We start from the raw sequence: 18,449 nt of genomic DNA, 5'->3' as shown, positions 1-18,449 counted from the left end.
CTCGGCCCCGACCGGTGCCCGAAGGTCCGGCTTCATCGCCTGCGCGCTCGCCGCAATCAGGGCCCGCCTCACAGGGCCCGCCTCAGCCGTCGAGGTGCAGATAGACCCGCCGGTTCTGGCGGCCCTTCTTCTCGATCTTGCCCAGCCGCAGCGCCCCGATCTCGCCGGTGCGCGCCACATGGGTGCCGCCGCAGGGCTGCAGATCGACCCGGTCCTCGCCGCTGCCGATCCCGATCAGCCGCACCCGGCCCGCCCCGCGCGGCGGCGCGGCGGACATGGTCTTGACCAGCCCGGGATTGGCGTCAAGCTCGGCATCGGTGATCCAGTCCACGGTGACGGCGAGGTCGCGATCCACCAGCATCGCCAGATGCGCCTCCAGCGTCTCGCGGTCCTGCGGGGCCTCGGGCATATCGAAATCGAGCCGCGAGCGCGCCTCGCCCACCTGCCCGCCGGTGACCGGCAGCGGGATCACCACCGACAGCAGGTGAAGACCCGTGTGCATCCGCATGTGCCGGTGCCGGCGTTCCCAGTCGAGCACCTGCACCACCTGCGTCCCCACCGGCGGCAGCGCCTGCGGCGCGCCGGGCACCAGCGCGATCGCCGCGCCCTCGCCCTTCACGGTGGTGGCCACCGGCAAGTGACCCCCCTCCCAGTCGAGTCGCCCGCTGTCGCCGGGCTGGCCGCCGCCCGACGGGTAGAACACCGTCCGGTCGAGCACCACGCCGCCCTCCGGCGTGTGCGCCGCCACCCGCGCCGGGGCCTCGGCCAAGTAGGGATCGTCGCGAAACAGCATCTCGGTCATCGCCCGCCCCCGTCACCATCGCCATCGCCGGCCTCGAAATCGGCCTCGGTAAGTTGCACCGGCGCGGCGGAGGGGGCCTGCGGCACGGCCGCTTCGGTCCCGGCCTCGGCCCCGGACGGGCCGCCCGCGCCACGCGCGGGCATGGCGTTGCGAAACCACACGTCCTGCTGCGGAAACGGGACCTCGATGCCGTCTTCGGCAAATCGCCGCGCGATCTCGTGGTTCATGTCGGAATGCACGTTCATCACCCAGTTCACATCGCGCAGGATCGCCCTGATCTCGAAATCGAGCGAGCTTGCCCCGAAGCCGCGGAACACGATGTTCGGGGCCGGGTTCATCAGCACCATCGGGTGCTCTTCGGCCACCTCGCGCAGGATCGCCTCGACCCGGCGGGTATCCGTGCCATAGGCCACCCCCACCGGCACGATCACCCGGCCGACGGTGTTGCCGCGGGTGTAATTGGTCACCGTGCCGCTGACGAAATCGGCATTGGGCACGATCACGTCGGTGCGGTCGAAGGTCTCGATCCGGGTGGACCGCACCGAGATGGCCTTGACGTATCCGTGCTGGCCGCCCACCTCGATCCAGTCGCCCTCCGAGATCGGCCGCTCGATCAGCAGGATGATGCCAGCGACGAAATTGGATACGATGTTCTGCAGGCCGAAACCGATCCCGACCGACAGCGCACCGGCGACGATGGCAAGCGAACTGAGGTCGATGCCCGCGCTCGTGATCGCGATCACGGCGGCGAGGAATATCCCGACATAGCCCACCCCCGACACGATCGCATTGCGCCCGCCGGTGTCGAGCCGCGTCTTGGGCAGGATCGTATTCCTGAGCGCCCCCTGCACAAGCCGCGTCACCACATAGCCCATGGCGAAAACGGCGGCGAAGGTGACGAACACCACCGGCGATATCTGTACGCCGCCCAGGCTCATGCCTTGCGTGAACCGCGTCCAGAACTCCATGAGCTGCGCCGGGCGCGCGCCCCAGATCAGCGCAAAGCCCGGCACCGAGACCAGCACCAGCGCGAAGCCCGCCAGCACCGGCACCAGCGAATCGGCGGCGCCCTCGCGGTTTCCGGTCACCATCACGTACAGCTCAGTCAGCAGCCGCTGCACGATCACCAGCGCCGCCAGCAGCAGCACCGACAGCGCCGTGGGCAGCATCAGCGCCTGCGCCGCCTTGACATAGCCCGCCGCCGCCAGCAGCGGCCCGATCACCGCCACCGCCAGCAATACCCGGGCGATAAGCCTGGCCACCCGGCCCGAGAACCCGGCCTCGCCGTCATTCTCGGCCATGCAGGCGCGGCTGTGCAGGCCAAGCAGCGCCGCCAGCCGCCACAGCAGAAGCCCGGTCAGCACTTGCACCGGGAAGATCACCACGTTGGTCGCCGCCTCGCTCCAGTCCGCGCCCTCGGCCACCGCCTGCACGAAGTGGAACGCGGCCACCACCAGCCCCAGAAGCGCCCCGTAAAGCCGCCCGGAATAGCGGCAGCGGTCGTCGAGATGCAGCACCGGTCCGCGGGGCTCGTGGCGCGGGAACACCCGCTGCGCCAGCCAGCGCGCCAGCAGCAGGATGAACGCGGCGGGCAGCAGCGCGTCCAGCAGCATCTCGCCGCGCACCCCCACCATCCCCGAGGTATCCGCCGCACGCACCAGCGCGGCGATCCCGGCATAGGGCAACAGCCACTCGCCCAGCGACGCGCCGAAGCTCGCGATCCAGCGTCCGGCGCTCGGGGCCTCGCCCACCAGCCGGCGCATCAGCCGCATCGACCAGCGCCGCCCCCGCGCCAGCAGCACCAGCCCGACCAGCGTCAGCACCAGGATCACCGGCAGGTTGTCCTTGAGGATCGTGCGCTCGATCGGGCTCTGCCACGAGCGCACGACCTCGCCGCTCACATCGCCCGCCAGCCGGTAGAGCGCGCGCAGCGCGTCGGGCCAGTGCAGCGGGTTCACCGGCGTCGGGCCGATGCGCAGCAGTTCCGCCGTCTCGCGCTCGCGGATGGTCTGGTCGATCCCGGCGATCAGCCCGTCGGCCCGGCTGCGGGCCAGCTCGGCGGTGCGCACCGGGGCCTCCAGCCGCGCCAGCCGCCGCTCGAGCTCCGCCCGCTGCGTGGCAATCTCGGTGGGCTCGCTGCCCGTCTCCGGCGGCGAGCCAAGCGCCGAGAGCTGATCGCGCACGGTCTTGAGCGTGGTGGCGTTGGTGCCCTGCGCATCGTTGAATTTCTGGCGGAACGCGGCAACCTGCCCGCGCAGATCCTCGAGCACGGGGGTCGCCACCTCGCCGCCTTCGAGCGCCTGCTCGACCCGCGCGGCAAGGTTTTCCCAGGCCTCGTAATCCAGCCCCTCCTGCGCTTGCTGACCCTGCGCCTGCGCGGGCGAAACGACCAGCGGGCCGGCCACCGCGACCCCGGCCAGCGCCACGACCAGCGCCAGCCAGAGTCCCGCCAGCCGCGTTCTCATTCGACGAAAACTCCGGGAATCGAGCGCGGCGCGTCGGTCAGCCAGCCGGGGACAGGCAGACCCTTGTTGCGCAGGAACTCGGGGTTCCACAGCTTGGATTGATAGCGGGTACCGACATCGCACAGGATGGTGACGATGGTGTGCCCCGGCCCCATCTCGCGCGCCATGTGCATCGCCCCGGCGATGTTGACACCGGTAGAGCCGCCCATGCAAAGCCCCTCGTGCTCCAGCAGGTCAAACACGATCGGCAGCGCCTCGGCATCCGGCACGCGGCAGGTGAAATCGGGGGTGAATCCCTCGAGATTGGCGGTGATCCGCCCCTGACCGATTCCTTCGGTGATCGAATCGCCGGGGTTGTCCTCGCCGGTGTAAATCTTGTAGAGACCCGCGCCCTCGGGATCGGCGAGACCGACCTTGACGCCCCTGGGCTGCAACGCCTCGGCCACGCCCGCCAGCGTACCGCCCGAGCCCACCGCGCAGATGAAGCCATCGACGCGGCCGCCGGTCTGTTCCCAGATCTCCGGGCCGGTGGTCTCGACATGCGCCTGCCGGTTGGCCACGTTGTCGAACTGGTTGGCCCAGATCGCGCCATTGGGCTCGCTTCGTGCCAGCTCTTCGGCCAGACGGCCCGAATAGCGCACGTAGTTGTTGGGGTTCTTGTAGGGCGCGGCGGGCACCTGCACCAGTTCCGCCCCCGCCAACCGCAGCATGTCCTTCTTTTCCTGGCTCTGCGTCTCGGGGATCACGATGACGGTGCGAAACCCCATCGACGCGCCGACCATCGCAAGACCGATACCGGTATTCCCGGCGGTCCCCTCGACGATGGTACCGCCCGGTGCCAGCGCCCCGCGCGCCACCGCGTCGCGGATGATATAGAGCGCGGCGCGGTCCTTGACCGACTGCCCGGGATTGAGAAACTCGCACTTGCCCCAGATCTCGCAGCCGGTCTCCTCGCTTGCGCGCCGGAGCCGGATGAGGGGGGTGTTGCCGACCGCCTCGGCGAGGTCGCGTGCCATGCGCATCCCGGTCTCTCCTGTCATTCAGTTCGCTGCGCAGGTGTAGGGCCTGCGCATGGGAAACTCAACCCGCCGACCGCAGCCGTGCGCGCTCCCGCGCCAGCCACAGCAGGCACAGAACCAGCGGGCCGTTATTGGCCTCGCCGCTGTCGATCAGCCCCATGGCACGGTCGAACCCGATCACATGGGTGCGGATGTCCTCGTGCTCGGAGGGCAGCCCGCCACGCCCCTGCCGTGCCTCCGGCAGGTCGCACAACCCGATGAAAATATGAAAGAATTCCGTGGAATAGCCAGGCGTGCAGTAATGGCTGGAAATCGTCTCCAGCCTGCGAATCGCCAGCCCCGCCTCCTCTTCGCACTCGCGCCGGGCGCAGGCTTCCGGGCTCTCGCCGCCGTCGATCCGCCCCGCCACCGGTTCGAGCGTCCACGGACGCGGGTCGCCGCGGCCGAACGGGCCCATGCGGAACTGCTCGACCAGCAGCACCCGGTCGCGCACCGGGTCATAGGGCAGCACCAGCGCCGCGTCGGTCGCCACGAACACCTCGCGCGCCACCTCGGCGCTCTGCCCGCCGTCAAAGCGCGGATGGCGCAGCGCATAGCGCCGGGTCAGGAAGAAACCGTCATGGGTGATCTCATCGGATGTCACCGTCACGGCATCGCGCCCCGTGTCGCTGCGCAGATCCGCGGGCGCGGGTGCCGCGCGCGCCGCCATCCGCGCCCGGGCCCGCGACAGGATCATCGCGCGGCGTGCGGCCATCTCCTCGACCGGCACGCCGCGCGCGAACCCGTCCAGCACCTCCGCCGCCGCCTCGCGCCCCAGCGCACCGGATGCGTCCTCGCCCAGCACCGCCGCGAGATAGGCCGCCTCGCCACCGCTCACGCCCACCGCCGATCCACCCATTCGGCGAGCGCGCCGACAAGAAAACCGCCCGCCAGCAGCACGCCGATCAGCGGGCCGTCGGGCAGCAGCATCACGTATTCGGTGGCCAGTTCGAACATCTCGATCAGCCCGTTCATGACCCCGGTGATACGGCCGTTGAGGGTGCGCTGCAGCATCTCGTTGAGGCTCTGGGCGAACACCGCCCAGAACACCAGCGCCACCATCCCGGTCAGCCCCGCGCTGACACCGGTGGCATAGCCATATCCCAGCCGCCGCCCCGTCACCCGCCAGCCGCAGATCGCACCGATCCCCGCGTTCGCATAGTTGAACCAGCCGAAATCGGTGCCCTCGTCCATCAGCGGGCGGAACATCTCCGACCCGATCCAGCCCAGCACCGCAAGTCCTATCGCGGCGGCGAGCTTGCCCGCGGTGGGCATGGTATCAGTTGCGGGCATTCAGCCGGGCCTTGCAAGGGTGATCTGCGTGACATTGCAACTACCGCCTTTGAACGAGGCGGCGCAAGAGGCAAGGTAGAAATCCCACATCCGCCGGAACCGCACGTCAAAGCCCTGCGCCGCGATCTCGGGCCAGGCCGCGTCGAACCGCCTGTGCCAGCGCCGCAGCGTCTCGGAATAGCTCTGCCCGAACTCGCGCGAGCCCAGCGCATCGAGCCCGGCGCGTGCCACCTGACGGCGCAGCACCGTGGGCCCCGGCAGCATGCCGCCGGGAAAGATGTATTTCTGGATGAAATCGACATCGCGGCGATAGCTCTCGAAACGGTCGTCCCTGACCGTGATGATCTGGAGACAGGCCCGCGCCAGCGGCTTGAGCCGGTCGTGCAGCCCCGCGAAGAACACCGGCCAGTATGTCTCGCCCACGGCCTCGAACATCTCGATGCTGGCCACGCCGTCATAGGTGCCGGTCTCGTCGCGGTAATCCTGCAATTTCAGGGTCACCCGGTCCGCCAGCCCGGCGCGCGCGATCCGCTCCTGCGCGAATTGCAACTGCGACGGGCTGATCGTCAGCCCGGTCACCCGCAGCCCGCGCTTGTCGGCGGCATATTCGGCAAAGCCGCCCCAGCCGCAGCCGATTTCCAGAACGTGATCGCCGGGCTTTACCTCCAGCGCATCGACGAGCGCGCCATACTTGGCCTCCTGCGCGGCCTCCAGGCTCTCGTCGCCGGTGTCGAACAGGGCGCTGGAATAGGTCATCGTGCGGTCCAGCCACAGGGCGTAGAACTGGTTGCCGAGGTCGTAGTGATACTCGATGTTGCGCCGCGCCTGCCCCTTGGAGTTGCGCTTGAACCAGAACCGGATGCGCTCGTAAAGCTGCGCCAGCGCCTGCCCCGGATAGCCGTTGTAGATGCTGTCATTGTCGTCCGTCAGAAGGTCGAGAAACGCCTGCAGGTCCGGCGTCGACCATGCCCCGTCCAGATACGCCTCGCAAAACCCCAGGTAGCCCTCGCGCACCAGCCGCGCGAACACCTCGCGGTCATGGATGTCGATGCGCGCCGCGATCCCCCGCTCCGCGCCCTCGGCGCGGAACAGCCGCCCGTCGGGCAGCCCGATATCGAGCCGCCCGGCGCGCATCCCCCGCGCCACGTTGAAACAGCGCGCGAAATAGCGCGGCAGCCCGCGCTCGCCCGCGATACTGCGGCGCGGGGCCTCCGCGCCTGTCAGCCTCGTCTCGCCCGCCATGTCCTTCATCATCAGAACTCCCTTGCCTCATAGGCCGCAAGGGCCCGTTTGCGCCCCTCGGCCAGACCGACCAGCGGGGCGGGGTATGGATCCCCGGGCGACAGCCCCCAGCGTCGCGGAACAGCCTCGAAATAGCTCAGCGCCGTCTGCGGCGGACGCGCCTGCGCCTCGGCGATCCAGGCCCGCGCATAGCCGCCTTCGGGGTCGAACTTCGCCAGTTGCGTCTCGGGATTGAAGACGCGGAAATAGGGCGCGGCATCCGGCCCGCACCCGGCGGTCCATTGCCAGCCCATCGCATTCGACGCCGGGTCCCAGTCGGTCAGGCACTCGGCGAACCAGTCCATCCCCACCCGCCAGTGCACCATCATGTGCTTGGTCAGATAGGACGCCACGTTCATCCGCGCGCGGTTGTGCATCCGGCCCGTCACGTACATCTCGCGCATCGCCGCATCGACAAAGGGGATACCGGTGCGCCCCTGCTTCCAGCGCAGCACATCCGCCGCGCACCCCTCGGTCCACGGAAACGCGTCCCAGCCCGCGCGCCAGTTGCGGGTCAGGATCTCCGGGGTGTGATACATCAGGTGATAGGCAAACTCGCGCCACACCAGCTCCCTGAGCCAGTGCTCGGCCCCGCGCTTGCCCTCGTGCAGCGCCCGCAGGCCCGCGTGCCAGCACTGCCGGGGCGAGATTTCGCCATAGGTCAGGTTCTCCGACAGGTTCGAGGTGCCCGCCACAGCGGGGTTGTTGCGCGCGTCCCTGTAGCCGTCGATGGTCCCGGCCATGAAGGCGCCCAGCCGCCCCTGCGCCGCCTGCTCGCCCACGCATTGATGGGGCAGGCACACAGCCGCACCGCGATCCATCGCGGCCCCCATCCGCCAGTCCTCCAGCGCATCGCTTGCGGGCCACGCCTCGGGCGCGGGGATGCGCGCGGGCGCGGGTGCAGGTTCGGGCACCTCGCGATCCTTCACCGCGCGCCACATCGGGGAATAGACCTTGTAGAACCCGCCGCTGCCTGTCTCGACGGTCCACGGCTCGAACAGCAGGTGCGCGTTGTGGCTCTCGGCGACAATCCCGCCCTCCTTCAGCGCCGCCTTGATCGCGCCGTCGCGCGCGATGGCGTCGGGATCGTAGAGCCGCGACCAGTGCACCGCGCCCGCCCCGGTCTCCGCCACCAGCGCCGGGATCACATCCCGCGCATCGCCCCGGCGCAGGATCAGCCGGCTGCCCCGCGCCTCCAGATCACGGGCCAGCGCGGCGACCGACAAGCCCAGCCGCCATTTCGCCGCTGCGCCCAGCGCCGCCACGCTGTCGTCATGGATGAAAACCGGAATCACCGGCCCGCCGCCCGCGCAGGCGGCGCGCAGCGCGGGGTTGTCCGTCAGCCGCAGGTCACGACGCAGCCACGCTATCACCGGTGTTTGATCGGACATCCCCCGCCTCGTGTTTTCGTTGTGCTACGCACGGCACCGGGGACCGGATCAAAGAATGTCGTCGAGCGCGGTCAAAAGCTTGTCCACCTCCGCGCGCGACGTGTAATGCACGAAGCTGAGCCGCAGCACACCCTTGTCCATATCTACGCCCATGGCGTTGAGCGGGCGCTGTGCGTAGAAATCGCCGCCCCCCGCCATGATGCCATGCGCGGCGAGATCGGCCGCCGCCTCGGCCCCCGGCCGGTCGAGCGCCAGCGCCACGGTGGGCGCGCGCGCGGTGGCATCCGAGGGACCGATGAGCCGCACCCGGTTGCGGCCCCGCACATGGTCGAGCAGCGGCTGCAACAGCGTGGTCTCGTGCGCGCGCATCGCCTCGTGCACGCCCGCGTTGCGCACCGCCGGATCGCCCGCGATTCCGTGATGGGCGGCCAGCGCGTCGATATAGTCGGCGATCCCCGCACAGGCCGCCACCTGTGCGTGGTCCGGGCCCGCCGGGGTAAACCGCTTGTAGAGCGTGTCGCCGTTGAAATGATGCGCCTGATTGGGCAGCATCCGCCCGAGATCGCGCCGGATCACCATGATGCCCTGATGCGGCCCGTAGGTCTTGTAGGCGGAAAACAGGTAGATATCGGGGCCCATCCGCCCCACCTCGGGCAGGCCGTGGGGGGCATAGCTCACGCCATCGACGCAGACGAACGCGCCCGCCGCATGCGCCAGCGCGGTGATCTCCACCACCGGGTTCACGGCGCCCACGACGTTGGAGCAGTGCGGAAAACACACCAGCCGCACCTTCTCGTCCAGCAGCGCATCCAGATCGGCGGGGTCGAGCAGCCCGGTGCCGGGGTCGATCTTCCACTCCCGAATCTCGATCCCCTCGTCGGCCAGCCGCCGCCACGGGCCGGAATTCGCCTCGTGATCCTGATCGGTGACGACGATCGCCTCGCCGGGGCGCATCCATTGCCGGAACGCCTGCGCCAGAACATAGGTGTTCTGCGTCGTCGAGGGGCCGAAACTCACCTCGTCCGTGGCCACCCCCATCATCGCCGCCAGCCGTTGCCGCGCCTCGTCCATTTCCTCGCCGGCCAGACGGCTCGCCTCATAGGGGCCGTAGGGCTGCACCTTGCGGCTCCGGTAATACCGTTCCAGCCGCGCGATCACCGGCGCACATGTATAGGACCCGCCCGCGTTCTCGAAAAACGCCTGGCCCCTCAGCGACGGCTCGGCAAAGGCCGGAAATTGCGCGCGCACGAAATCGTTGTCCAGGTTCACTGGCCGTCTCCCCCTTGGTTTTCCCCATCATTGGCAGGCACCAAACAGCAAAGCCCCCCGGCGCGCAAGCACCGGGGGGCCTCGGGTTTACGGGTCCGGATCGCGCTCAGCGCTTCTCGGAGGCGAGGCCCTTCCAGATGGTGACGCAGATCGCCAGCAAGATAACCGTGAACGGCAAGCCCGTCGAGATCACCATCGCCTGCAACGCCCCCAGGCCGCCGCCGACCAGCAGTGCAATCGCCACCAGCCCTTCGAAGGTGCACCAGAACACCCGCTGCGGCACCGGCGCATCGACCTTGCCGCCCGCGGTGATGGTGTCGATCACCAGCGAGCCGCTATCCGACGAGGTGACGAAGAACACGATCACCAGCACGATCCCGATGGTCGAGGTGATCGACGCCAGCGGCAGCGATTCCAGCATCGCGAACAGCGACAGCGGCGGGTTGTAGCTGTCGATCACCTGCGCCTTGACCGCGCTGCCGACCGGATCGCTCAGAACCTGGTCAATCGCCGCGCCGCCGAAGACGGCCATCCAGAACACGCAGACGAGGCTCGGGATGATCAGCACGCAGGTTACGAACTCACGCACCGTGCGGCCACGGCTGACGCGCGCGATGAACATGCCGACGAAGGGCGACCAGGAAATCCACCACGCCCAGTAGAACGAGGTCCAGCCCTGCATGTAGCCGGTATCCTCGCGCCCGAACGGGTTCGACAGCGGGATCACGTTCTTGAAGTAGGAGCCGAGCCCGGAGACGAAATCGCCAAGGATGGTGGCCGCCCCGGCCGCGAACAGCACGAAGAGAAGCAGCGCCAGCGCGATCGCCATATTGATCTCGGACAGCACCTTGACGCCGCCGTCGAGGCCGCGCAGCACCGAGATGAGCGCCACGCCCGTAATCGCGGCGATCAGGATGACCTGAACCGTCACGTTGTTGGGGATGCCGTAGATGTGCTCCAGCCCGGCATTGGCCTGCTGCGCGCCGAAACCCAGAGAGGTAGCCAGACCGAACAGCGTGGCAAACACCGCCAGCGTGTCGATGATATGGCCGGTCCAGCCCCAGACACGCTCGCCGAAAATCGGGTAGAACGCACTGCGGATGGTGAGCGGCAGGCCCTTGTTGTAGCTGAACAGCGCCAGCGCCAGCGCCACCACGGCATAGATCGCCCAAGGGTGCAGCGCCCAGTGATAGGACGTGGCCGCCAGCCCCATCGCCCTGGCCGCTTCCACGTTCTCGGGGATCAGCTCGCCACCTTCGGTAAAGGGCGACGGCACACCCAGCGGAGCCGAGATGGCCATGTGATAAACCGGCTCCAGCACGCCGAAGAACATCAGGCCGATGCCCATGCCGGCAGCGAACAGCATCGAAAACCAGCCGAGATAGTTGTAATCGGGCGTGGCATCTGTGCCGCCCAGGCGGACCGAGCCATAAGGCGACACGATCAGCAGCAGGCAGAAGATGACGAAGATATTGGCCGCCGACAGGAAGAACCAGTCGAAGGTCGATGTCAGCGCCGGACGCAGCCAGCCGAAGAAATCCGAAGCCTGCTGCGGCGCGAAGAGCGCATAGGCCACGAAGGCGATAATGACGAGCCCCGAGATCACGAAGACCGGGTTGTGAATGTCGAGCCCGAACGGCCCGATCTTGGTCTGGATGTTGTCCTGACCGATCTTGTAATCGGTGTCGATGATATCCGATGCGCCCTCTGGCGCGGGGATACCCTGAATATCGGTGTCGTCTGACATCCGTGTCCCTCCTGTTTTGCCGACGGCGTTCCGGGCACCTTGCGGGGCCTCTCCCCTGCCCGCTGCCGCCGGGTTTCCCTGTTCCGACGGCAAGAAGGCCGTCGCCGCCGGACGTTTCCGCCGCCCCACAGGGCGGTCCGCGCGTTTCCATAGCGTAACGCGGCTTTCACCCGGCCTTCAACCGGGTGCGGTGAGAATCACCCCGAAAACGACATGGCGCTATGAGCGATGGCGGTTTTGACCGGCCCCGGCCCGCGCCCGGAAATGCGCCAGCACGTGAAGCCGGATGGCCGTGGCCAGCCCGGTGCCGGGGTCGCGGGCGGCGTCGATCTCGGCGGCGAGCGCGTTGAGCGCGCGGCCCTCGGCGTGCGCGATCTCGCGGAACGCGTGCCAGAACGGCTCTTCCAGCGACACGCTGGTGCGGTGCCCCTGCAGCGTGAGCGAACGCTTGACGGGGCGCGCGCTCATGGCAGGCGGGGGGCGGGGGCGCTGCCCCCGTCGCCGCGAGCGGCGACTCCCCCGGAGTATTCTTGCCAAAAAGAAACCCGCATCAGTCCTCGTCCCGGCGATGCGCGTCGAGATGGGCACGGGCGCGGGCGGCGGCGGCGGCGTCTTCGGCCTTCTGCGCCCTTGTGCGTCCGAAGCGCGCGGCGTTCCCGTCGGCGCGGGCCTTTTTCGCCGCCCGCGCCTTCTGCTTGCGCACCCGGTTGAGGTTGACCGGGGTGTCGCTCATCTCGGGCCGATCATGTCCTCGGGGCGCACCACGCGGTCGAAGGTCTCCGCGTCGCAAAGCCCGAGATTGACCGCCTCCTCGCGCAGCGTGGTGCCGTTCTTGTGCGCCGTCTTGGCCACCTTGGTGGCGTTGTCATAGCCGATCGTGGGCGCGAGCGCCGTGACCAGCATCAGCGATTCCCGCATCAGCTTGCCGATGCGCTCCTCGTTGGCGCGGGTGCCGGTCAGCATCCGCTCGGTAAAGCTGCCGGTGGCATCCCCCAGAAGCTGGATGGACTGCAACAGATTGTAGGCCATCATCGGGTTGTAGACGTTGAGCTCGAAATGGCCTTGCGAGCCTGCGAACTTGATCGCGGCGTCGTTGCCCATGACATGGGCGGCGACCTGCGTCAGCGCCTCGGCCTGCGTCGGGTTGACCTTGCCGGGCATGATGCTGCTGCCGGGCTCGTTCTCCGGCAGGATCAATTCGCCCAGACCCGAGCGCGGGCCGGAGCCGAGGAAGCGGATATCGTTGGCGATCTTGTAGCAGGAGCCCGCCACCGTGGCGAGCGCGCCGGACAGGAACACCATCGCGTCATGCGCGGCCAGCGCCTCGAACTTGTTGGGGGCGGTGACGAAGGGCAGCCCGGTGATCTCGGCCATGTTGGCCGCCACCGTCTCGCCCCAGCCCGGCGCGGTGTTGAGCCCGGTGCCCACCGCGGTGCCGCCCTGCGCCAGCTCGTAAATGCCGGGCATCGCCGCCTGCACCCGCGCGATCCCCTGCCGGACCTGATGCGCGTAGCCCGAAAACTCCTGCCCCAGCGTCAGCGGCGTGGCGTCCTGCGTGTGGGTGCGGCCGATCTTGATGATGTCGCGGAACTCTTCCGACTTGTCCTCCAGCCCCGCCGCCAGCGCCTCCAGCCCGGGCAGCAGCACATCGCGCACGCTCATCGCGGTGGCGATATGCATGGCCGTGGGAAACGTGTCGTTGGACGACTGCCCCATGTTGCAATGGTCGTTGGGGTGCACCGGATCCTTTGAGCCGATCTCGCCGCCCAGCATCTCGATGGCGCGGTTGGCGATCACCTCGTTGGCGTTCATGTTGGATTGCGTGCCCGAGCCGGTCTGCCAGACGACCAGCGGGAAGTGATCGTCGAGATCGCCCGCGATCACCTCGCCCGCCGCCGCGATGATCGCGTCGCCGCGCCGCGCGTCGAGCTTGCCGGAGGTCTTGTTGGCCTGCGCGCAGGCTTTCTTGATGACGCCCAGCGCGCGCACGACGGCCACCGGCTGCCGCTCCCAGCCGATCGGGAAATTCATCAGGCTGCGCTGCGTCTGCGCGCCCCAATACTTGGCGGCGGGCACGTCGAGCGGGCCGAAACTGTCGGATTCGGTGCGGGTGGCGGTCATGGCGGGCACTCCTTGGCGGTTCCCCCCGTTCATACCGCAGGTGCCGCAAAGATCAATGCTGTATACGACGGGATACCGAATCCCGCCCCGCTACTTGCGAAACTTGTCGAGGCTCACCACCTCGCCGGTCTCCTCATGCGCCGGGTCAGCCTCCTCCACCTCCGCGTGGGGCGCACCCGCATCGTCCTCCTCGTCCTCCTGCGTCTCGAATCGCAGGCCGAACTCGACCGACGGATCGACAAAGGTGCGGATCGCCTCGTAGGGCACATAGAGCCGCTCGGGCGCCTCGCCGAAATTGAGCGTGACGCCGAACCCGTCATCGCCCACCTCCAGCGCGTCGAACCAGTGCTGCATGACCACCGTCATCTCGGACGGGTAGCGCTCGCGCAGCCAGTCGGCCAGTTCGGCCCCGGGGTGGGTGGTGTCGAAGGTGATGAAGAAATGATGCGCCCCCGGCAGCCCGTTCGTGGCCACATCCGTGAGAACCTCCTGGATGAGGCCACGCATCGCGCGATGCATCAGGGTCCCATAGTCGATGGAGCGGGTCATTCCTTACCTCGAACAAGATGAACCACACCAGCATAGGGGATTCGGATCGAAACGAAAGAGCCTGCGCGCACAGCTCACGTCAATGCGTGAATCGCCCCCGCGAGTGCCGCCATCAGCGCCAGAACCCGCCCCATCGGCATCCGCACCGCCAGCAGCAGCGCCGCGGCCAGCACCGTCAGCCCCAGCCCGGTCCACGACACGCTCGCCCAGACCGGCACCGGGCCGAGCGCGCCCTCGCGCACGGCGCCGAACACCGCGTGCAGCGCGAACCACAACGACAGGTTGAAGATCACCCCCACCACCGCCGCCGAGATGCCCGCCAGCGCCCCCCTGAGCCGGGGCCGCGCGAGGATCGCCTCGACATAGGGCGCGCCGGTGAAGATCCACAGGAAACATGGCACGAAGGTCACCCACAGCGTCAGCAGCGCCGCCACCAGCGCCAGCCCCGCGCCCGCCTCGGCATAGCCCGCCAGCAGCCCGACGAACTGCGTCACCAGGATCAGCGGACCGGGCGTCGTCTCGGCCAGCCCCAGCGCGTCGATCATCTGCGCCGCCGTGATCCAGCCCTTGGCCTCCACCACCGTGTCGGCCATGTAGGCCAGCACCGCGTAGGCGCCGCCGAAGGTCACAACCGCCAGTTTTGAGAAGAACAGCGCCAGATCGGTGAGGAACGCGGCCCCCGCGCCCCACGCCACCAGCACCGGTGCGGCCCACAGCACGGCCCAGATCGCGGCGGTGCGCAGCGTGTCCGCGGGCCGCCGCCCCGGTGCCGCGGGCTCCGGCCCCGCCACCACGTCCCGGCTCTGCCATGCGCCCCACAGCGCCGCCGCCGCGATGATCGCCGGGAACGGCACCGACAGCGCGTAGATGGCGACAAAGGCGAGCCCCGCCACCACCCAGTGGCCGGGCGTGGCCAGCGCCTTGCGCGCGATCCGCAGGAGCGCCTGCACCACGATCGCCACCACCGCCGCCTTGACGCCGAGGAACGCCGCCTGCACCAGCGGCACGCCGCCCCAGACGGCATAGCCATAGCCGAGGCATAGAATCACCGCCGCGCCGGGCAGCACGAAGAGCAGCCCCGCGATCAGCCCGCCCGGCACGCCCCTCTGCCGCCAGCCCGCATAGGTGGCAAGCTGCATCGCCTCGGGCCCCGGCAACAGCATGCAGAACGACAGCGCGCCGAGAAACTGCGGCTCCGACATCCAGCCCCGCCGCGTCACCAGTTCGTCATGCATCACCGAAATCTGCGCCGCCGGCCCGCCGAACGACAGCAGGCCGATACGCGCAAAGCTGCGCAACAGATCGGGATAGCCCGGTGCGCCCATGACATCCTTAGTGGCGCGCAGCGCACATCCGGACAAGCGACATTTGCATGAAACGACATTGGCATGAAAGTGCAGGCTTCTGTTGCCAGGTGCCTGCGAACCCCGCCTGACCTTGCTAGAGGACAGGGCTTCAAGGTTTCGGTTTGGTTACTGCTTACGCAGCAACGGCCACCGGAGCACGATTGTCGTTGGCAATTATGCTGTTGTGAACCGATAACGGTGGTATCTCACCGGGACAAAGCCACCCCTTTACACGTTCGTCGATCCTGTTTCGGCCCCATGTCCCGCCAACGCCGGGGTCTTGGTGGAGCCGCCGGGTACCGCCCCCGGGTCCGATCCGCTTATTCCGAGCGCGTTTATGCCCATAGTCCCCGTTGCCGGGAACACGATCAATATAGGGGCTTCGCGCGGCTTTGCAAAGGGGGATCGCGCACCGGATCCGCGATTGACGCATGGGCAGGTGCGGGTGCGGCGGCGGGTGCGGCGGTGGCGACGGCAATCCGGCCGGTCGCCGGCGCTCAGACCAGCTCCACCGAATAGCTCTCGATCACGGTGTTGGCGAGCAGCGTCTCGCACATCCGCGTGACCGTCTCGCGCGCCGCCCCGGCATCGCTTTCGGCAAGGTCGATCTCGATCACCTTGCCCTGCCGCACCCCCTCGACCCCGTCAAATCCGAGCTGCCCCAGCGCGTGGCGCACCGCCTCGCCCTGCGGGTCGAGCACGCCGGTTTTCAGCATCACGTGAACGCGGGCCTTCATCCTCGCACTCCTTCAGTTGATCAGCGTCGGGCGGGTCATCGGCGTCGCGCCCTTGGGCATGACGCCAAGGCGGTTGGCCACTTCCGTATAGGCATCGGTGAGGCTGCCCAGATCGCGCCGGAACACGTCCTTGTCGAGCTTCTGCCCGGTCTTGATGTCCCACAGGCGGCAACTGTCGGGGCTGATCTCGTCGGCCACGATCAGGCGCTGGAAATCGCCGTCATAGACGCGGCCCAGCTCGATCTTGAAATCCACCAGCCGGATGCCGACGCCATACATCACGCCGGACATGAAGTCGTTGACGCGCAGCGCGAGGCTGAGCATGTCGTCGAGGTCCTGGCTGGTGGCCCAGCCGAAGGCGGCGATATGCTCCTCGGTGACCAGCGGATCGCCCAGCGCATCGTCCTTGAGGCAGTATTCCACGATCGGCCGCGGAAGCTGCGTGCCCTCGTCGAGCCCCAGCCGCGTGGCCATGGTGCCGGCGGCATAGTTGCGCACGATCACCTCCAGCGGGATGATCTCGCAGGCCCGGACAAGCTGTTCGCGCATGTTCACCCGGCGGATGAAATGGGTCGGCACGCCGATGGTGTTGAGCCCGGTCATGAAATATTCCGACAGCATGTTGTTGAGCACGCCCTTGCCCTCGATCACCGCCTTCTTCTCGGCGTTGAAGGCGGTGGCGTCGTCCTTGAAATACTGGACGATCGTTCCCGGTTCGGGGCCTTCATAGAGAATCTTGGCCTTGCCTTCGTAGATTTTCTTGCGCCGTGCCATGCCGTCTCCGTCGCTGGGCTGGGGGCGCGGGGAGCCACGCCGATGCGCCCTCTTAGTGCAAGCCCCGCGTCGTCGCAAGGTGTCGCATCGGGGCGCAGGGCCTTGCCCTTGCGGGGCGCACAGGGCATATCGGGGGCAACGCCAACCAGTGCAAGGGGACCGGCCCGATGACCACCTTCGACGACCGCGAGAGCGCCTTCGAGAACAAGTTCGCCCATGACGAGGAAATGAAGTTCCGCGCCGAGGCGCGGCGCAACAAGCTGCTGGGCCTGTGGGCCGCCGAACTGCTGGGCAAGACCGGCGAGGCGGCCAACGAATACGCCATCTCGGTGGTCAAGGCCGATTTCGAGGAGGCGGGCCACGAGGACGTGGTGCGCAAGGTGGCGGGCGATCTGGGCGACATCGCCGATGCCGACACCATCCGCGCCAAGATGGACGAGTTGCTCAAGGTGGCCAAGGACCAGCTCGTCAAGGAGCACTGAGCGGTCATCGCAGCGGGCGCGCCTCAAGCGCGCCTCATGATCTTGATGAGGATTTCGGGTTTGCGTTCCGGCGCGGGCGGTGGCAACGCTTCCGCTCCCAGCCAAAGTGGAAAGCACCCGATGACCGACGCCCTCACCAAGATGCTCGCCGACCGCGCGTGGGTCCTCGCCGACGGGGCCACCGGCACCAACCTGTTCAACATGGGCCTGCAATCGGGCGACGCGCCGGAATTGTGGAACGAGGATCACCCCGACCGTATCCGCACCCTCTACCAGGGCGCGGTGGACGCGGGCAGCGACCTGTTCCTGACCAATTCCTTCGGCGGCAACGCCGCGCGGCTGAAACTGCACGGGGCCGAGCGCCGCGCGCGGCACCTCTCGCGCACCGCTGCCGAGATCGGCCGCGACGTGGCCGACCGCATCGACCGCCCGCTGGTGGTGGCCGGGTCAGTCGGGCCGACGGGCGAGATCATGGCGCCGATGGGGTCGCTCACACATGCGCTGGCGGTCGAGATCTTCCACGAGCAGGCCGAGGGGCTCAAGGAAGGCGGGGCCGACATCCTGTGGCTCGAAACCATCAGCGCGCCCGAGGAATACAAGGCCGCCGCCGAGGCGTTCGCGCTGGCGGGCATGCCGTGGTGCGGCACCATGAGCTTCGATACCGCCGGGCGTACCATGATGGGCCTGACCTCCGAGGACATGGCGAAGATGGTCGAAAAGCTGGCCAACCCGCCCATCGCCTACGGTGCCAATTGCGGCGTCGGCGCGTCCGACCTCTTGCGCACGGTGCTCGGCTTCGTGGCGCAGGGCTCGGAACGCCCGATCATCGCCAAGGGCAACGCCGGTATCCCGAAATACCACGACGGGCACATCCATTACGACGGCACGCCGGAGCTGATGGCCGAATACGCGGTCCTCGCCCGTGACGCGGGCGCGCGCATCATCGGCGGCTGCTGCGGCACGATGGGCGCGCATCTGAGCAAGATGCGCGCCGCGCTGGAAGAGCGCCCCGCCGGGCCGCGCCCCACGCTCGACCGGATCACGCAGGCGATCGGGCCGTTCTCGTCCCCCTCCGACGGCACCGGCGACGACGAGGCGCAGCCGCGCCGCACCCGCCGCCGCCGCCGCGCCTGA

Annotated in this window: 18 protein-coding genes and 1 other RNA gene; 2 read left to right on the top strand and 17 right to left on the bottom strand. The window is 68.4% G+C overall.

The annotated features are described in order from the left end of the window. Nucleotides 1-82 precede the first annotated feature (82 nt). The 17 genes from ACFFU4_RS10825 to purC all read right to left on the bottom strand — a co-directional run bounded on the left by ACFFU4_RS10825 (nt 83) and on the right by purC (nt 16,833). On the bottom strand, nt 83-802 hold the full coding sequence (locus ACFFU4_RS10825) for an alanyl-tRNA editing protein (protein WP_377069784.1): 720 nt from the start codon (nt 800-802) through the stop codon (nt 83-85). Beyond that, nucleotides 799-3,267: a DUF3772 domain-containing protein gene (locus ACFFU4_RS10820; RefSeq protein WP_377069783.1), complete on the bottom strand. Its 2,469-nt coding sequence runs from the start codon at nt 3,265-3,267 to the stop codon at nt 799-801. Before ACFFU4_RS10820 ends, ACFFU4_RS10825 begins: the two co-directional genes overlap by 4 nt. Beyond that, nucleotides 3,264-4,289, bottom strand: a complete 1,026-nt coding sequence (locus ACFFU4_RS10815) for a cysteine synthase A (RefSeq protein WP_377070330.1) — start codon at nt 4,287-4,289, stop codon at nt 3,264-3,266. Before ACFFU4_RS10815 ends, ACFFU4_RS10820 begins: the two co-directional genes overlap by 4 nt. A 58-nt stretch (nt 4,290-4,347) precedes the next feature. Continuing rightward, a complete protein-coding gene (locus ACFFU4_RS10810; RefSeq protein WP_377069782.1) occupies nt 4,348-5,184 on the bottom strand; it encodes an NUDIX domain-containing protein in 837 nt (278 codons plus the stop codon). Further along, a complete protein-coding gene (locus ACFFU4_RS10805; protein ID WP_377069781.1) occupies nt 5,160-5,618 on the bottom strand; it encodes a TrgA family protein in 459 nt (152 codons plus the stop codon). The genes ACFFU4_RS10810 and ACFFU4_RS10805 overlap by 25 nt, the downstream gene beginning before the upstream one ends. After that, nucleotides 5,619-6,860 (bottom strand): class I SAM-dependent methyltransferase, encoded by a 1,242-nt coding sequence (locus ACFFU4_RS10800; RefSeq protein ID WP_377070328.1) that lies wholly within the window; start codon nt 6,858-6,860, stop codon nt 5,619-5,621. It abuts the gene before it with no gap. Between the two features lie 11 nt (nt 6,861-6,871). After that, complete coding sequence (locus ACFFU4_RS10795; protein WP_377069780.1) at nt 6,872-8,290, bottom strand: cryptochrome/photolyase family protein; 1,419 nt, start codon at nt 8,288-8,290, stop codon at nt 6,872-6,874. Nucleotides 8,291-8,338: 48 nt separating this feature from the next. Beyond that, nucleotides 8,339-9,559 (bottom strand): aminotransferase class V-fold PLP-dependent enzyme, encoded by a 1,221-nt coding sequence (locus ACFFU4_RS10790; RefSeq protein WP_377069779.1) that lies wholly within the window; start codon nt 9,557-9,559, stop codon nt 8,339-8,341. 106 nt (nt 9,560-9,665) lie between these two features. Then, nucleotides 9,666-11,306, bottom strand: coding sequence for a BCCT family transporter (locus tag ACFFU4_RS10785; RefSeq protein ID WP_377069778.1), 1,641 nt, complete (start codon nt 11,304-11,306; stop codon nt 9,666-9,668). A 219-nt stretch (nt 11,307-11,525) separates the two neighbouring features. After that, complete coding sequence (locus ACFFU4_RS10780) at nt 11,526-11,774, bottom strand: ribbon-helix-helix domain-containing protein (RefSeq protein ID WP_377069777.1); 249 nt, start codon at nt 11,772-11,774, stop codon at nt 11,526-11,528. Between the two features lie 82 nt (nt 11,775-11,856). After that, the gene (locus tag ACFFU4_RS10775) at nt 11,857-12,039 is read right to left on the bottom strand and encodes a DUF4169 family protein (RefSeq protein ID WP_377069776.1); all 183 of its coding nucleotides are present in this window, start codon (nt 12,037-12,039) and stop codon (nt 11,857-11,859) included. Continuing rightward, nucleotides 12,036-13,427, bottom strand: a complete 1,392-nt coding sequence (gene fumC / locus ACFFU4_RS10770) for a class II fumarate hydratase (protein WP_377069775.1) — start codon at nt 13,425-13,427, stop codon at nt 12,036-12,038. Before fumC ends, ACFFU4_RS10775 begins: the two co-directional genes overlap by 4 nt. A 90-nt stretch (nt 13,428-13,517) precedes the next feature. Next, nucleotides 13,518-13,976 (bottom strand): SspB family protein, encoded by a 459-nt coding sequence (locus ACFFU4_RS10765; protein WP_377069774.1) that lies wholly within the window; start codon nt 13,974-13,976, stop codon nt 13,518-13,520. A 74-nt stretch (nt 13,977-14,050) separates the two neighbouring features. Continuing rightward, nucleotides 14,051-15,301, bottom strand: a complete 1,251-nt coding sequence (chrA, locus tag ACFFU4_RS10760) for a chromate efflux transporter (RefSeq protein WP_377069773.1) — start codon at nt 15,299-15,301, stop codon at nt 14,051-14,053. Between the two features lie 68 nt (nt 15,302-15,369). Beyond that, nucleotides 15,370-15,725, bottom strand: a transfer-messenger RNA (tmRNA) gene (gene ssrA, locus ACFFU4_RS10755). A 94-nt stretch (nt 15,726-15,819) separates the two neighbouring features. Beyond that, nucleotides 15,820-16,059, bottom strand: coding sequence for a phosphoribosylformylglycinamidine synthase subunit PurS (gene purS / locus ACFFU4_RS10750; protein WP_377069772.1), 240 nt, complete (start codon nt 16,057-16,059; stop codon nt 15,820-15,822). Nucleotides 16,060-16,071: 12 nt separating this feature from the next. Then, a complete protein-coding gene (purC, locus tag ACFFU4_RS10745; protein WP_377069771.1) occupies nt 16,072-16,833 on the bottom strand; it encodes a phosphoribosylaminoimidazolesuccinocarboxamide synthase in 762 nt (253 codons plus the stop codon). Nucleotides 16,834-17,000: 167 nt separating this feature from the next. Here purC and ACFFU4_RS10740 point away from each other — a divergent pair, with 167 nt between their 5' ends. Continuing rightward, a complete protein-coding gene (locus ACFFU4_RS10740) occupies nt 17,001-17,315 on the top strand; it encodes a DUF1476 domain-containing protein (protein WP_377069770.1) in 315 nt (104 codons plus the stop codon). A gap of 120 nt (nt 17,316-17,435) precedes the next feature. Further along, nucleotides 17,436-18,449: a betaine--homocysteine S-methyltransferase gene (gene bmt / locus ACFFU4_RS10735; protein ID WP_377069769.1), complete on the top strand. Its 1,014-nt coding sequence runs from the start codon at nt 17,436-17,438 to the stop codon at nt 18,447-18,449.

The organism is Roseovarius ramblicola (assembly GCF_042430665.1).
Lineage (GTDB): Bacteria > Pseudomonadota > Alphaproteobacteria > Rhodobacterales > Rhodobacteraceae > Roseovarius > Roseovarius ramblicola.
The sequence above is the reverse complement of the archived record's forward strand: the minus strand, read 5'-3'. Positions and strand labels throughout refer to the sequence as shown.